Genomic DNA, 12,981 nt, shown 5'->3' with positions numbered 1-12,981 from the left:
AGGGAGCGCTGAGGGCCCACCCGCCCTACGCTGAGGGCATGGACAGAGAACAGCGTGTCTGTCCCGTCTGCGGGCAGCCCGTACAGTCCGTCGTCCGGCGCCACAAGACCCTGGGCACCTGGGTCCCGCGCTGGGTGCCGGGCCCGTGCCACAACCCCGAATGCGAGGCGTACGCCGAGGAGGGCGTCCCCGCGGCGGCGCACGAGGAGAAACCGGAGGCCCGCCCCGAGCCCACCGGCTAGCGTGACCCCATGACCCAGCCCCTCCCGCACATCCTCCACATCACCGAACGCGCGCTCTGGGCGGCGGCCCGCGAACAGGGCTCCTACACCTGGTCCACCCGGGGCCGCACCCTCGCGGAGGAGGGGTTCGTCCACTGCTCCACCCGCGCCCAGCTCCCCAAGGTCGCCGCCTTCCTCTACGGTTCCGACGACGGCCCCGGCGACCTGGTGGTCCTGGTGGTGGACCCGGCCCGGCTGGACGTCCCGCTGCGGTACGAGGCCCCGGAACCCGGCGGCGAGGAGTTCCCGCACGTGTACGGGCCGATCCCGGTGGACGCCGTGGTGGACGTGGAGCCCTGGCAGCGGTGACTCAGCCGGCCGGCTGAACCGGCAGTCCGCCCGTCTGCGGGTCACGGCCCGTCAGGCAGTACAGGGCGCCCGCCGGGTCGCGCATCACCGTCCAGTGGGCGGCGGGGGCGACGAGGGAAGCCCCGAGCCGCTCGTGCCGGGCCCGCACGGCGTCGATGCCGGAGCCGCAGGCCAGGTCCAGGTGGGCGGAGACGGGCCGTTCCTCGCCCAGGCGCTGGAGCAGGATCCGCACCGGCAGCCCCGGCGGGGGCGCGACCACATGGAACTCCGGCCGGGACCCCGGCCGCGCCGACCAGTCCGGCAACAGCTCGCTCCAGAACGCGACTTCGGCCTCGTACGCGGACGGCGGGACGTCGACGCACACCTGGTCCAGCCGGCTGCCCCCGACGACGGGCGGCCGCACGGACTCCCCCTGCCAGGGCACCGCGCAGAACACCTGTCCGGCGGGGGAGCGCAGGACGGTCCACCCGTCGTGCGCGGCGACCGTGGTCGCACCCGAGGCCAGTGCCGCGTCCGCGAACCCCGGCACGTCCTCCACCGCGAAGTCGAGGTGCGCGCCGCCGTTCCCGTCCGCGACGGCCTGGATCTTCACACAGGCGTCGGCGCCGCCACCCGGCAGCAGGGTGCCGAACTCGTCCCGCTCACCGCGCAGTCCGGACAGCGAGGTGTCCGTGACGGCCGTCCAGAACGCGGACGCCGCACGGAACCGTTCGACGGGCCGGTCGACGAAGGCGTACGTCCAGCGGACCGGGACAGGTGTACGGGAGCTCATGGGGTGATCGTAGAGGGGCCTTTGCCCGGGGTTCGCCGGGGATTGGCCTGCGCTTGTTTGCATGGGCCAATGGACCACATCACGTTCCTGGTGGCCGTGGCCGTGGCCGTGGCCGTGGTCGTCGTCACGGCACTGGCCTTCGACTTCACCAACGGATTCCACGACACGGCGAACGCCAAGACCATCTCGGGCAGGATCGTGGACGACACCCTCGTCTCCCTGGGAATGATCTTCGCCGGACTGGTCGGGGCGATCCTGTGGAACCTGGCGACCTGGCTCGTCGGCCTGCCCTCGAGCTCCTCGCACGCCCTGTTCGGCGGGCTGATCGGCGTCGTCGAGAAGATCCTGATCCCCGCCGTGGCCTCCCCTCTGGTCGCGGGCGTGGCGGCGCTGATCGCGACGTACCTCGCCCACCGGCTCACCGCCCGCGCCCGGGAGAAGTCGGTGACCAAGGGCTTCCGGATCGGCCAGATCGCCGCCTCCTCCCTCGTCTCGCTCGCGCACGGCACGAACGACGCCCAGAAGACCATGGGCGTCATCACCCTGACCCTGATCTCGGCGGGCGCCCTCGGCCATGACGCCGGACCGCCGGTCTGGGTCATCGCCTCCGCCGGTCTCGCCATCGGCCTCGGCACCTACCTCGGCGGCCGGCGGATCATCCGCACCATGGGCAAGGGCCTCACCGAGATCCGGTCCCCGCAGGGCTTCGCCGCCGAGACCGCCTCCACGACCGTCATCCTCACCTCCGCGCACCTCGGCTTCGCCCTGTCCACCACCCAGGTCGCCTCCGGCAGCATCCTCGGCGCCGGCCTCGGCCGCCGGCTCGCCGAGGTGCGCCGGGGCGTGGCCGGCCGCAGGGTGATCGCATGGCTGATCACCCTGCCCGCCGCCGCCCTGGTCGGCGACATCGTGCTGATCTCCCGCCGCAACCCCGTGCACGCGCACAACGTCAACGACACCCATGAGGTCATCCTCAGCACCGCGCAGCCGACCGAGGTCGGAACGGCCGCCTGATCCACGGGAGTTCAGCCCATGAGCATCGACTGGACCGCACTCGGCCAGGTCGCCGTGGTCACCGTCTTCGCCCTCGGCCTCGCCCAGGCCGGCCTGGGCTTCCTCGCCTGCGCGGCGGTGGTCGCGTACGGGATCCATCCGATCGTGCCGCAGTTCCACTGAGACCCCGGAGGCAGAACACGATGACCACGCCCCCCTTGCTGTCCGAGCTGACCGACCTGCGGGTCGACTACAGCGACCACGACGACCCCGTACTCGTCCGGCCCGACGGGAGCCCCGTCGACACCTGGCGGGAGAACTATCCGTACGGGCAGCGCATGGAGCGCAACGAGTACGACCTGCACAAGCGGCTCCAGCAGATCGAACTGCTGAAGCTGCAGAGCTGGATCAAGGAGACGGGACGCCGGCTCGTCATCGTCTTCGAGGGCCGTGACGCGGCCGGCAAGGGCGGCACCATCAAACGGTTCACCGAACACCTCAACCCGCGCGGCGCCCGCGTCGTCGCCCTGGAGAAGCCGACCGAACGCGAACGCGGGCAGTGGTACTTCCAGCGGTACGTCGAGCAGCTGCCGACCGCGGGAGAGATCGTGCTCTTCGACCGGTCCTGGTACAACCGGGCCGGGGTCGAGCGGGTGATGGGCTTCTGCACCGACGACGAGTACCAGCGCTTCATGCGGCAGGCGCCGATGTTCGAGCGGATGCTCGTGGACGACGGCGTGGACCTGGTGAAGTTCTGGTTCTCGGTGTCGCAGAGCGAACAGCGCACCCGCTTCACGATCCGTCAGATCGACCCCGTACGGCAGTGGAAGCTCAGCCCCATGGACCTCGCCTCCCTGGACCGCTGGGAGGACTACACCTCGGCCAAGGTCTCCATGTTCCGCGCGACGGACACGGAGTACGCGCCGTGGACGGTGGTCAAGAGCAACGACAAGAAGCGGGCCCGGGTGGAGGCCATGCGCAGCGTGCTGGCCCGCTTCCCCTACTCGGACAAGGCCGAGGACGTGGTGGGCACACCCGACCCGCGGATCATCGGGGCGGCGGCGGGGTTGCTGGAGGCGGGCGAGGACGACGACAGCGGCCGCTAGCCGGCGCAGGCCGTTTCTGATGCGCTGTCCGGGTCCGGCCGGAACCCCGGCCGGGCCCCACCGCCCGGAGGTGCCCGCAGTGCTCGAACCATCCGCCGCCACCGAACGGAACCGACTGACCGGCAGCGCCTACCGCACCGGCCGCGACCTCGCCGCACGGCAGGCCCTCTACCGCTGGCAGACACCGCGACACGACCTCCCCGGCCTCGTCGCCGAACGGCTCACCGCGGTGCGCGGGACCGTCGTCGACGTCGGCTGCGGCAACGGCACCTTCGTGGCGCGGATCCGCCGCGACCGCCCCGATCTCATGGTCCTCGGCCTGGACCTCTCGGCCGGCATCCTCGCCGAGGTCCCGGCCCCGGTGGCCGTGGCGGACGCGGCACGACTGCCGCTCACGACGGGGAGCGCCGGCGCCGCCCTCGCCATGCACATGCTGTACCACGTGCCCGACATCCCGGCGGCGGTGCGCGAGCTGTCCCGGGTCGTCGCCCCCGGCGCACCGGTGATCGCCTCCACCAACAGCGAGCACGACAAAGCGGAGCTGGACGATCTGTGGGGCCGGGCCCTCACCGACGTCCTCGGCACCGCCCCCGCCACGCCCCGGCCGGCCTTCGCCACCCGCTTCAGCCTGGAGAACGCCCCCGCCCTGCTGGGCGCGGAGTTCGGCACGGTCGAGACGGTTCCGCTCCCCGGCGTCATCGAACTCCCCGACCCGTCCCCGGTGGCCGCCTATCTGGCCTCCTACCGCGCCTGGGCCGACGAGTACGGGGCCCCCTTCGAGGAGACCGTCGAACGGGCCCGGCGGATCGCCGCCGCCGAGATCGCACGGAACGGCACCTTCCGCGTCAACAGCCGGGCGGGACTGCTGATCTGCCGCCGCTGACGCTCAACCCGGCGAGGGGCCGTCGACGTTGAACGTGGACGGCCCCGTCCCGGACCGTACGACGATGATGTCGGCGGCCTCCGCCGTGGGATTGCTCTCCCGGTGCACCACGCCCTTGGGCACATGGACGAAGTCGCCGGGCCCCGCCTCCACCGTGTCGCGGCCGTCGGGGCCGGACTCCATCCTCAGGGCGCCCGTGAGGACGTAGATGACCGACTCCTGCTCGCCGTGGTGGTGCCACCCCGAGACCATGCCGGCCTCCGTACGGACGAAACCCGACCAGGTCCCCTCGGTGTCGAAGGCCTGCTGCCGGTCCATCCCCGGGGTCGGCGGCCCCGGCGTCCTGTCCTGGGGAGTGACGACCCGTACCCGATCCCGCCGAACGTTCATGACCGACTCCATCCGTGGATGGTCACTTCCGGAGTGTTCCTGTCAGCAGCCTAGTCTTCGCGGACGACTCCGCCTGAGTACGCGTACTCAGGCCGGTTGCGTCGATCGGCCCTCACGCCACCGGCCCGGATTCCCCAGCATGGGGAACTCCACGTCGAGAGAGGTGCTTGATGGGCCGTGACCTGCTGCAATTGCGCTCCGCCACCGAGGAGGACCTGGACTGGATCCATGAACTGCGGCACCGCGTCTACGCACAGGAGCTGGGCCAGCACGCCCCGGATCCGGCCGGGCGGCTCAGGGACGGGCTCGACGGTGACAACGTCTACCTGGTCGCGGCGCGCGGCGCGGTCCGGATCGGGTTCGTCAGCCTGACCCCGCCCTGGGTGGGCCGATACGGGCTCGACAAGTACCTCACCCGCGACGAGCTGCCGCTGCTGCACGACGACCCGTTCGAGGTGCGTCTCCTCACCGTCGAGCCCCGCTGGCGGGCCACCGCGGCGGCGCCCCTGCTGATGTACGCGGCGCTGCGCTGGACCGCCGCCCGCGGCGGGCGCCGGCTGGTGGCCATGGGGCGTGACGCACTGCTCGACCTGTACCGGGCCGTCGGCCTCAGCCCGGTCGGCCGTACGATCCACAGCGGCGCCGTGACGTTCGAGGTGCTGACCGGCGCCGTGACCGAGCTGACGAGGCGGGTGACGGACCGGTACGGCAGCGCGCTGGAGCGGCTGCGGACCACCGTGGACTGGCGGCTCGACGTACCGTTCGCGCCCCGGCCGGACGGCTGCGAACACGGCGGCGCCTCCTTCACCGCCGTCGGCACGGACTTCCGCACCCTGCACCGGCGCCACGACATCGTCATGGCCGACGTCCTGGACGCCTGGTTCCCGCCCGCCCCCGGCGTGCGGGCGGTGCTCGCGGAGGACCCGGCCTGGATCGCCCGCACCTCCCCGCCGGCCGGCGCCGAGGGACTGCTGGCGGAGATCGCCACGGCCCGCGCGCTGCCGACGGAGACGCTCGCGGTCGGCGCCGGCTCATCCGACCTGATCTTCCGCGCGTTCGGCCACTGGCTGACCCCGCAGAGCCGCGTCCTGCTGACGGACCCCTGCTACGGCGAGTACGCCCATGTCACCGAACGCGTGATCGGCTGCCGGGTGGACCGGCTGCCGCTGCGCCGCGAGGACGGCTGGCGCATCGACCCGGACCGGCTGTCCGCCGCCGTCGCCTCCGGCCGCTACGACCTCGTGGTCCTCGTCAACCCCAACAACCCGACGGGACGCCACGCCCCGGCCGCCGCACTGCGCTCGGTGATCGCCACCGCCCCGGTCCGCACCCGCTGGTGGATCGACGAGGCGTACCTGGGCTACGTCGGCCCGGCCGAGTCGCTCGCCGGCCTCGCCGCGACGGACCCGAGGGTGGTGGTGTGCACCTCCCTGTCCAAGACGTACGCGCTGTCCGGCCTGCGGGCCGCCTACCTGGTGGCCGAGCCGGTCACGGCGGCGGAGCTGCGCCGCTGGTCCCCGCCCTGGCCGGTCGGCCTCCCGGCACAGCTGGCCGCCGTCGCCGCCCTGCGCGACCCGGCGTACTACGCCGACCGTCTGCGGCGCACCCACGCCCTGCGCCGCCGGCTGGCCGCCGACCTGGCCGCCGTGGACGGGGACCTGAGGGTCGAGGAGGCCGTGGCGAACTTCCTCACCGTCACGCTCCCGCCCGACGGGCCGAGCGCCGCACGCCTGGTGTCCGAGTGCCGCCGGCACGACGTGTACCTGCGCGATCTGTCGCCGCTGTCACCGCGCTACGAGGGGCGCACGGTACGGATCGCGGTGCGGGACACGGACGAGAACGCGCGGATCGTGGCCGCGGTCCGGGCCGCCCTGCGGCCCACCGGTGTCCCACTCGTCACCGGATCCGCTCGATGATCACGGCGGCCTCGCTGGCGCCCTGGCTGGGCGGCGCGCTGGCGCTGGGCGGGGTCGCCGTCGCGGTGTCCCGGCGGCGGGAGCTGATGGTCCGGTGGTGCGCCTGGGCGGTCGGGGTGCCCCTGGTCACCGGGGCGTTCTGGCTGGGCCGCCCCGGCGCCGCCGCCGTCGCCGTCGTGGTCGCGGTGATCGCCGCGCTGGAGTACGGCGGGCTGCTGCGGCTGCCCCCGGTGGACCGGGCGGTGCTGGTCGCGGCGGTGACCGGTGTGGTGCTGGCGGCCTGGCTGGCGCCCGGACAGGTGCCGCGGGTCGTCGCGGTCGGCGCGCTCGCGGTGGCCGCGGTGCCGCTGCTGGCCGGTGACGCCGACCAGGGCCTGCGCCGGCTCGGGGCGGGTCTGCTGGGGCTGGCCTGGCTTAGTGTCCTCGCGGCGCTGGTGCCGCTCGGGGCGAGTGGGCTGGCGCTGTTCGTGGCGGTCTCCGTCGCCGACATCACGGCGTACTTCGCCGGACGCCGGCTCGGCGGGCCCCGGCTGTCGCCCCTGTCACCGGCCAAGCGCTGGAGCGGCACGCTGGCCGGGGCGGCGGCCGGCCTCGGCACGCTCGCCGTGCTGTCCGTGCCGGCCTGGCCGACGGCGCTCGCGGTGGCGGTCGGCGGACCGGCCGGCGACCTCCTCGAATCCATGGTCAAGCGAGGCGCGCAGGCGAAGGACGCCGGCCGCTGGCTCCCCGGCTCCGGCGGCCTGCTCGACCGGATCGACTCGCTGCTGATCGCCCTGGCGGTCCTGCTCGTGCTGAGCTGAACGCACCCACGGCACAAACACCGCACCCGGACCGTATGCGCGCCGGGTTCGGCGGCCTGCGGGCCGGGTGCGGGGTGGTGAGGGAAAGAAGGTGATCGACGATCAGGCCTTCTTGGTCTCCCAGAAGATCTTGTCGATCTCGGCGATCAGCTCGAGAGCCTTCTCGCCGGTCTTCGGGTCCGTCGACGCCTTGGCGGCCGACAGGGCCTTCAGGGTGTCGTTGACCAGGACGTGCAGCTGGGGGTACTTCTCGAAGTGCGGGGGCTTGAAGTAGTCGCTCCACAGCACGGAGACGTGGTGCTTCGCGAGCTCGGCACGCTGCTCCTTGATGACAGTGGCGCGCGCCTGGAAGTGCGGGTCGTCGTTGGCGGCCATCTTCTCCTGCACGGCCTTCACCGACTCCGCCTCGATGCGGGCCTGGGCCGGGTCGTACACACCGCAGGGCAGGTCGCAGTGCGCGCTGACCTTGACCTTGGGGGCAAACAGGCGGGAAAGCATGGAGCGTTCCTTCCTCGTGATCGTCTTCTCAGGTGGGACATTACTCCCTGCAAGACGGGTTTTCGCGAGTGCCCCCATGGGCTTAGGACAAAAGTCCGGGGTCAGACTGGGACTGGTGGAGGAACGGACCGGGGAGGTGCCGGGGATGCCGGAGCTGTCGCAGGAGACCGAGCGGGGGAGGGCCGGAGCGGCCTTCGGGCTGGCCGAGGTGACCGGGCCGTCCATGGTGCCCACGCTGTACCACGGGGATCAGCTGGTGGTGCAGTACGGGGCGCGGGTGAAGGCCGGTGACGTCGTCGTGCTGCGGCATCCCTTCCAGCAGGACCTGCTGGTCGTGAAGCGGGCCGTCGAGCGGCGGGACGGGGGGTGGTGGGTGCTCGGGGACAACACGTACGCGGGCGGGGACAGCACCGACTACGGGACCGTGCCCGACGAGCTGATCCTGGGCAAGGTGCGGCTGCGCTACCGGCCGCTCAAGCCGGATCAGCGCTCGCCGCTGGCCGTGGTGCGCTGGGTGCTGTCGGCGGCCAGGCCCGTGCTCGCCGTCCGGTCGGCCTCCAGGCGCTTGCGGGCTCGGTAGGCGGCCACATTGGCCCGGGTCGCGCAGCGGTCGGAGCAGTAGCGCCGGGAGCGGTTCGTGGAGGTGTCGAGGTAGGCGTTGCGGCACGGGGCCGCCTCGCACAGGCCGAGCCGGTCGACGCCGTACTCGGTGAGGTGGAAGGCCAGGCCCATCGCGGCGATGGCCGCGTAGCCCGCCGTCGCGTTCGACGGGTGGTCGGCCAGATGCATGTGCCACAGCGGGCGGCCGTCGTCGTCGCGGTGGTCGTGGCCGGAGATCTGCGGGCTCACCGGGAACTCCAGGAGGAGTGAGTTCAGCAGGTCGACGGCGAGGGTCTCGTCGCCGTGGTCGGCCGCCTCGAACACCGCGCGCAGCCGGGCCCGGACCGAGCGGAAGCGGGTGACGTCCGCGTCGGTGGCGCGGCGGGCGGCCGACTGGTTGCCGCCGAAGAGATCACGGACGGCCTCGACCGAGGTCAGTGAGTCCTTGCCCCGGACCGGTTCCTCGCTGTTGACGAGGCGTACGGCGTAGTCCGAGTAATAGGCCAGTTCCACTTGTAGTCCTTACGGAGGGGCTCTATGGTCGTGAGTGCGGTCGGGTAACGACTGATCGTGCTTTCAGGGTATTACGCGACGGGTGACGAGGGGGCTTCCATGACCACCACGGGTATCGGAACGACCGACTGGGCGGCCTGGCAGGAGAGCTGGGACCGGCAGCAGGAGTGGTACATGCCGGACCGGGAGGAGCGGTTCCGCGTCATGCTCGACATGGTCGAGGCGCTCGTCGGACCCGAGCCGCGCGTGCTCGACCTCGCCTGCGGCACCGGCACCATCACCGCCCGGCTGCTGGCCCGCCTCCCCGGCGCCACCAGCACCGGCGTCGACCTCGACCCGGCGCTCCTCACCATCGCCGAGGGCACCTTCGCGGGGGACGACCGCGTCACCCTGGTGACCGCCGACCTCAAGGACCCGACCTGGCCGTCCCGGCTGCCGTACGACGCGTACGACGCCGTCCTGACCGCCACGGCCCTGCACTGGCTGCACAGCGAACCCCTCGCGGCTCTCTACGGTCGGATCGCGGACCTCGTCCGCGACGGCGGTGTCTTCATGAACGCGGACCACATGATCGACGACACGACGCCCCGGATCAACGCGGCGGAGCGGGCACTGCGGCACGCCCGCATGGAACAGGCCAGGAGCGGCGGCGCCCTCGACTGGGCCGAGTGGTGGCGGCTCGCCGCCCAGGACCCGGTCCTCGCCGCGCCCACGGCCCGCCGCTTCGAGATCTACGGCGAGCACGCCGACGGGGACATGCCCTCGGCGGCGTGGCATGCGCGGACCCTGCGCGCGGCGGGCTTCGGCGAGGCCCGGCCGGTGTGGTGCTCGCCGTCGGACACCCTGCTGCTGGCCCTGAAGTGACCCACCGGCCGGCATGACGAAGGGGCGGTACGGAGTCTCCGTACCGCCCCTTGCGCGTCGTACCGCCAGAGCGCCGTCGTACCGCTAGAGCACCTTGGACAGGAACGCCTGCGTCCGTTCGTGCTGCGGGTTGGTCAGGACCTCGCGCGGGTCGCCGGACTCGACGACCACGCCGCCGTCCATGAAGACCAGGCTGTCGCCGACCTCACGGGCGAAGCCCATCTCGTGCGTGACGACGACCATCGTCATGCCGGACTCGGCCAGGTCGCGCATGACGTCCAGGACGTCGCCGACCAGCTCCGGGTCCAGAGCCGAGGTCGGCTCGTCGAACAGCATCAGCTTCGGGTCCATGGCGAGGGCCCGGGCGATGGCCACACGCTGCTGCTGGCCGCCGGAGAGCTGCGAGGGGTAGCTCCCGGCCTTGTCGGCCAGGCCGACCCGGTCCAGCAGCTCCCGCGCCCGCTCCCGGGCCTGGGCCTTGCTGGTGCCCTTGACCTGGACCGGGGCCTCGACGACGTTGTCCAGCGCCGTCATGTGCGGGAACAGGTTGAACCGCTGGAACACCATGCCGATGTCCCGGCGCTGCAGCGCGACCTCGCTGTCCTTGAGCTCGTACAGCTTGTCGCCCTTCTGGTGGTAGCCCACCAGGTTCCCGTCGACGTACAGCCGGCCGGCGTTGATCTTCTCCAGGTGGTTGATGCACCGGAGGAAGGTCGACTTCCCGGAGCCGGACGGACCGATCAGGCAGAACACCTCGCCGGTGTTGACCTGCAGATCGATGCCCTTGAGGACCTCGACCATGCCGAAGGACTTGTGAACACCCTCGGCCTTCACCATGGCGGTCATGCCGTGCTCCTATCGCGGCCGAGCGAAAGCAGGTTCGCCTTGACCTTCTGGAAGACCGTGGGCGGGAGGCTGCGGCTCGAACCGCGGGCGTAGTACCGCTCCAGGTAGTACTGGAAGATGCTGAAGACGCTGGTCATGACCAGGTACCAGATGGACGCGACGAACAGCAGCTCCATCACGGCGAACGACGAGGAGCCGATCACCGAGGTCGAGCGCAGCAGCTCGTTGTACGTCACCACGTACACCAGCGACGAGGTCTTCAGCATGTTGATGAACTCGTTGCCGGTCGGCGGCACGATCACCCGCATCGCCTGCGGGATCACGATCCGGCGCAGCGTCTTGCCGTGGCTCATGCCGAGCGCGTGCGCCGCCTCGGTCTGGCCCTCGTCCACCGCCAACAGACCGGCACGGCAGATTTCGGCCATGTACGCGGCCTCGTTCAGACCCAGGCCGAGCAGGGCGCACATGAACGGCGTCATGACGTCCGTCATCTCGTCCTTGTAGATCGGACCGAGGTTCAGCATCGGGAAGATCAGCGCCAGGTTGAACCACATCAGCAGCTGGACGTAGACCGGGGTGCCGCGGAAGAACCAGATGTACAGCCAGGCGACGGTGCTGGTCACCGGGTTCTTCGACAGCCGCATCACGGCGAGCAGGATGCCGAGGACGACGCCGAGCACCATCGCCAGGATGCTGATCAGCAGGGTGCGCCCGGCACCGGCGACGACCGTCGAGTCGAAGATCTTGTCGCCGACCGTCGACCACTGGATGTCACCGTTGGCGAACGCGTTGATCAGCAGCGCGAGCAGGGCGACGACGACGACAGCGCTGACCCAGCGGCCCCAGTGGCGCACCGGGATGGCCTTGATGGCCTCCGGCGGTCCGGCGTACGCCGAGTCCTTGGCGACCGGAGGGGTGTCCTCCGGCGGTGCGCCCGCGGGGGTCTTGTCGAGCTTGTCAGTCATGGGGACTGCCCTTCGAAGGCTTCGAGCGGTGCGGGTGGATCACTTGCCGCCGTTGATCGCGGACTGGGTGATCGCGCCGCTCTCGGCGCCCCACTTCTCCAGCACCTTCTGGTACGAGCCGTCCTTGATGATCGCGTCGACGGCCTCCTTCAGGGCGTCGCGCAGCTGGGTGTTCTTCTTCGCGACGACGATGCCGAACGGGGCGGCCTCGTACTGCTTGTCGAGGACCTCGAAGGTGTTGCCGCCGCCGGCCTTGCGGGCCATGTCCACGGCGACCGGGTAGTCGTTGACGCCGGCCACGGCACCGCCGGACTTCACGCGGGTCTGGGCCTCGGTGTCGTTCTCGAAGGACTCGATCTTCAGGGCCTTCTTGCCACCGCTGGTGCACGTCTTGGACTGCGCCTGCAGGGCCTCCTCGTAGGTGGTGCCCCGCTGTACGGCGACGGTCTGGCCGCAGAGGTCGTCCAGGGACTGGATGCCCTTGGGGTTGCCCTTCTGCACGTAGATGGCCGTGCCGGCGGTGAAGTAGTCGACGAAGTCCACGCCCTCGCCGAGCTTCTTGCCGCTGTCGTCCAGGCCCTCCTGGCGCTGCTTGTTGTCCGTGATGGACGACATCGCGAGGTCGTAGCGGCCGGAGTTGACGGCGGTGATCAGGGTGTCGAAGCCACCGTTGGTGAACTTGAACTCCACGCCGAGCTGCTTGCCGAGCGCGGCCGCGATGTCGGGGTCGACGCCGACGATCTTGCCGCCGTCGACGGACTCCATGGGGGCGTACTCGGCGTTCGTGCCGACCTGGATGACCTTGCTCTTCTGGATCTCGGCCGGCAGCTTCGAGAACAGGGGCGCCGAGGAGGCGCCGCCCGTGGTCTCGGAGGAGCCGCTGCCGCTGTCGTTGGTCTGGTCGCCGCAGGCGGAGAGCAGCAAGGCGCCCGCGACCGCGAGAGATCCGACCGCTGCCAGGCGGGTGCGCGCGGCGGTCGTGCGTCGAGTGGTGCTTGCGGTCATTTTGGGTTCCTCCGGCGGATGGATGGAGATGCCGATGGGTCGACACGCGTCGACTGGGGTCGACAAGTGTCGATGGGTCGACGAGAACACACAGCTTCGGGTGTCGCGACCTCGTGTGATTACGGCATCTTGCCATTCGGACTGCGCCAATCAGGGGGCCAGCCATGTCAAAATCGGATAACGGGCGACCCCCGAGCCGCACAGTCCGGTCCATCACGGCCGGGCGACGCCGGACCATCT

At 71.3% G+C, this 12,981-nt stretch carries 17 protein-coding genes; 10 read left to right on the top strand and 7 right to left on the bottom strand.

From position 1 onward, the window contains the following. The first annotated feature begins 38 nt into the window (after positions 1 to 38). Positions 39 to 242: a hypothetical protein gene (locus tag ABZ464_RS08390; RefSeq protein ID WP_359272718.1), complete on the top strand. Its 204-nt coding sequence runs from the start codon at positions 39 to 41 to the stop codon at positions 240 to 242. Positions 243 to 251: 9 nt separating this feature from the next. Beyond that, positions 252 to 590: a DUF952 domain-containing protein gene (locus ABZ464_RS08385; protein ID WP_359272716.1), complete on the top strand. Its 339-nt coding sequence runs from the start codon at positions 252 to 254 to the stop codon at positions 588 to 590. A gap of 1 nt (position 591) precedes the next feature. On the opposite strand, the gene ABZ464_RS08380 is transcribed toward ABZ464_RS08385, so the two are convergent. Further along, positions 592 to 1,362: a VOC family protein gene (locus ABZ464_RS08380; RefSeq protein ID WP_359272714.1), complete on the bottom strand. Its 771-nt coding sequence runs from the start codon at positions 1,360 to 1,362 to the stop codon at positions 592 to 594. Between the two features lie 69 nt (positions 1,363 to 1,431). Here ABZ464_RS08380 and ABZ464_RS08375 point away from each other — a divergent pair, with 69 nt between their 5' ends. The 4 genes from ABZ464_RS08375 (at position 1,432) to ABZ464_RS08360 (ending at position 4,344) form a co-directional block, all read left to right on the top strand. Then, positions 1,432 to 2,376 (top strand): inorganic phosphate transporter, encoded by a 945-nt coding sequence (locus ABZ464_RS08375; protein ID WP_359272711.1) that lies wholly within the window; start codon positions 1,432 to 1,434, stop codon positions 2,374 to 2,376. 18 nt (positions 2,377 to 2,394) lie between these two features. Continuing rightward, positions 2,395 to 2,538, top strand: a complete 144-nt coding sequence (locus ABZ464_RS08370; protein ID WP_359272708.1) for a hypothetical protein — start codon at positions 2,395 to 2,397, stop codon at positions 2,536 to 2,538. 20 nt (positions 2,539 to 2,558) lie between these two features. Continuing rightward, a complete protein-coding gene (gene ppk2 / locus ABZ464_RS08365) occupies positions 2,559 to 3,461 on the top strand; it encodes a polyphosphate kinase 2 (RefSeq protein ID WP_359272705.1) in 903 nt (300 codons plus the stop codon). Between the two features lie 79 nt (positions 3,462 to 3,540). Beyond that, positions 3,541 to 4,344 carry a class I SAM-dependent methyltransferase gene (locus tag ABZ464_RS08360; protein WP_359272702.1) on the top strand — a complete coding sequence of 268 codons (804 nt, stop codon included), beginning with the start codon at positions 3,541 to 3,543 and terminating at the stop codon, positions 4,342 to 4,344. A gap of 3 nt (positions 4,345 to 4,347) precedes the next feature. Here ABZ464_RS08360 and ABZ464_RS08355 read toward each other — a convergent pair whose 3' ends face one another. Beyond that, positions 4,348 to 4,734 (bottom strand): cupin domain-containing protein, encoded by a 387-nt coding sequence (locus tag ABZ464_RS08355; RefSeq protein ID WP_359272699.1) that lies wholly within the window; start codon positions 4,732 to 4,734, stop codon positions 4,348 to 4,350. A gap of 170 nt (positions 4,735 to 4,904) precedes the next feature. Between ABZ464_RS08355 and ABZ464_RS08350 the strand changes: the two genes are divergently transcribed. Then, positions 4,905 to 6,650, top strand: coding sequence for a histidinol-phosphate transaminase (locus ABZ464_RS08350; protein WP_359272697.1), 1,746 nt, complete (start codon positions 4,905 to 4,907; stop codon positions 6,648 to 6,650). Further along, positions 6,647 to 7,450 carry a phosphatidate cytidylyltransferase gene (locus tag ABZ464_RS08345; protein ID WP_359272695.1) on the top strand — a complete coding sequence of 268 codons (804 nt, stop codon included), beginning with the start codon at positions 6,647 to 6,649 and terminating at the stop codon, positions 7,448 to 7,450. Before ABZ464_RS08350 ends, ABZ464_RS08345 begins: the two co-directional genes overlap by 4 nt. A 102-nt stretch (positions 7,451 to 7,552) precedes the next feature. On the opposite strand, the gene sodN is transcribed toward ABZ464_RS08345, so the two are convergent. After that, on the bottom strand, positions 7,553 to 7,948 hold the full coding sequence (gene sodN, locus ABZ464_RS08340) for a superoxide dismutase, Ni (RefSeq protein ID WP_055634112.1): 396 nt from the start codon (positions 7,946 to 7,948) through the stop codon (positions 7,553 to 7,555). A 145-nt stretch (positions 7,949 to 8,093) separates the two neighbouring features. Here sodN and sodX point away from each other — a divergent pair, with 145 nt between their 5' ends. Further along, the gene (sodX, locus tag ABZ464_RS08335; RefSeq protein ID WP_359273008.1) at positions 8,094 to 8,528 is read left to right on the top strand and encodes a nickel-type superoxide dismutase maturation protease; all 435 of its coding nucleotides are present in this window, start codon (positions 8,094 to 8,096) and stop codon (positions 8,526 to 8,528) included. Here the strand turns inward: sodX and ABZ464_RS08330 are convergent. Next, positions 8,432 to 9,061 (bottom strand): CGNR zinc finger domain-containing protein, encoded by a 630-nt coding sequence (locus ABZ464_RS08330; protein ID WP_359272692.1) that lies wholly within the window; start codon positions 9,059 to 9,061, stop codon positions 8,432 to 8,434. The two genes, sodX and ABZ464_RS08330, sit on opposite strands and share 97 nt — an antisense overlap. A gap of 99 nt (positions 9,062 to 9,160) precedes the next feature. Between ABZ464_RS08330 and ABZ464_RS08325 the strand changes: the two genes are divergently transcribed. Then, a complete protein-coding gene (locus tag ABZ464_RS08325) occupies positions 9,161 to 9,925 on the top strand; it encodes a class I SAM-dependent methyltransferase (protein ID WP_359272689.1) in 765 nt (254 codons plus the stop codon). A gap of 84 nt (positions 9,926 to 10,009) precedes the next feature. Here ABZ464_RS08325 and ABZ464_RS08320 read toward each other — a convergent pair whose 3' ends face one another. From ABZ464_RS08320 to ABZ464_RS08310, 3 genes are read right to left on the bottom strand one after another with little or no spacing between them, the layout of a single operon-like run. Continuing rightward, positions 10,010 to 10,771, bottom strand: a complete 762-nt coding sequence (locus ABZ464_RS08320; protein ID WP_359272686.1) for an amino acid ABC transporter ATP-binding protein — start codon at positions 10,769 to 10,771, stop codon at positions 10,010 to 10,012. After that, positions 10,768 to 11,736, bottom strand: coding sequence for an amino acid ABC transporter permease (locus ABZ464_RS08315; protein ID WP_359272683.1), 969 nt, complete (start codon positions 11,734 to 11,736; stop codon positions 10,768 to 10,770). Before ABZ464_RS08315 ends, ABZ464_RS08320 begins: the two co-directional genes overlap by 4 nt. Before the next feature lie 39 nt (positions 11,737 to 11,775). Next, the gene (locus tag ABZ464_RS08310; RefSeq protein ID WP_359272680.1) at positions 11,776 to 12,741 is read right to left on the bottom strand and encodes an ABC transporter substrate-binding protein; all 966 of its coding nucleotides are present in this window, start codon (positions 12,739 to 12,741) and stop codon (positions 11,776 to 11,778) included. Between the last annotated feature and the right edge of the window lie 240 nt (positions 12,742 to 12,981).

The organism is Streptomyces sp. NPDC005820, from assembly GCF_040630255.1.
Classification (GTDB): domain Bacteria; phylum Actinomycetota; class Actinomycetes; order Streptomycetales; family Streptomycetaceae; genus Streptomyces.
The sequence above is the reverse complement of the archived record's forward strand: the minus strand, read 5'-3'. Positions and strand labels throughout refer to the sequence as shown.

Bases quoted from the DNA above. Each gene is read 5' to 3' on its own strand.
- sodN (WP_055634112.1), bottom strand. From the start codon at position 7,948: ATGCTTTCCCGCCTGTTTGCCCCCAAGGTCAAGGTCAGCGCGCACTGC.
- ABZ464_RS08390 (WP_359272718.1), top strand. From the start codon at position 39: ATGGACAGAGAACAGCGTGTCTGTCCCGTCTGCGGGCAGCCCGTACAG.
- ABZ464_RS08325 (WP_359272689.1), top strand. From the start codon at position 9,161: ATGACCACCACGGGTATCGGAACGACCGACTGGGCGGCCTGGCAGGAG.
- ABZ464_RS08315 (WP_359272683.1), bottom strand. From the start codon at position 11,736: ATGACTGACAAGCTCGACAAGACCCCCGCGGGCGCACCGCCGGAGGAC.
- ABZ464_RS08385 (WP_359272716.1), top strand. From the start codon at position 252: ATGACCCAGCCCCTCCCGCACATCCTCCACATCACCGAACGCGCGCTC.
- sodX (WP_359273008.1), top strand. From the start codon at position 8,094: ATGCCGGAGCTGTCGCAGGAGACCGAGCGGGGGAGGGCCGGAGCGGCC.
- ABZ464_RS08370 (WP_359272708.1), top strand. From the start codon at position 2,395: ATGAGCATCGACTGGACCGCACTCGGCCAGGTCGCCGTGGTCACCGTC.
- ABZ464_RS08355 (WP_359272699.1), bottom strand. From the start codon at position 4,734: ATGAACGTTCGGCGGGATCGGGTACGGGTCGTCACTCCCCAGGACAGG.
- ABZ464_RS08310 (WP_359272680.1), bottom strand. From the start codon at position 12,741: ATGACCGCAAGCACCACTCGACGCACGACCGCCGCGCGCACCCGCCTG.
- ppk2 (WP_359272705.1), top strand. From the start codon at position 2,559: ATGACCACGCCCCCCTTGCTGTCCGAGCTGACCGACCTGCGGGTCGAC.
- ABZ464_RS08350 (WP_359272697.1), top strand. From the start codon at position 4,905: ATGGGCCGTGACCTGCTGCAATTGCGCTCCGCCACCGAGGAGGACCTG.
- ABZ464_RS08375 (WP_359272711.1), top strand. From the start codon at position 1,432: ATGGACCACATCACGTTCCTGGTGGCCGTGGCCGTGGCCGTGGCCGTG.
- ABZ464_RS08345 (WP_359272695.1), top strand. From the start codon at position 6,647: ATGATCACGGCGGCCTCGCTGGCGCCCTGGCTGGGCGGCGCGCTGGCG.
- ABZ464_RS08380 (WP_359272714.1), bottom strand. From the start codon at position 1,362: ATGAGCTCCCGTACACCTGTCCCGGTCCGCTGGACGTACGCCTTCGTC.
- ABZ464_RS08320 (WP_359272686.1), bottom strand. From the start codon at position 10,771: ATGACCGCCATGGTGAAGGCCGAGGGTGTTCACAAGTCCTTCGGCATG.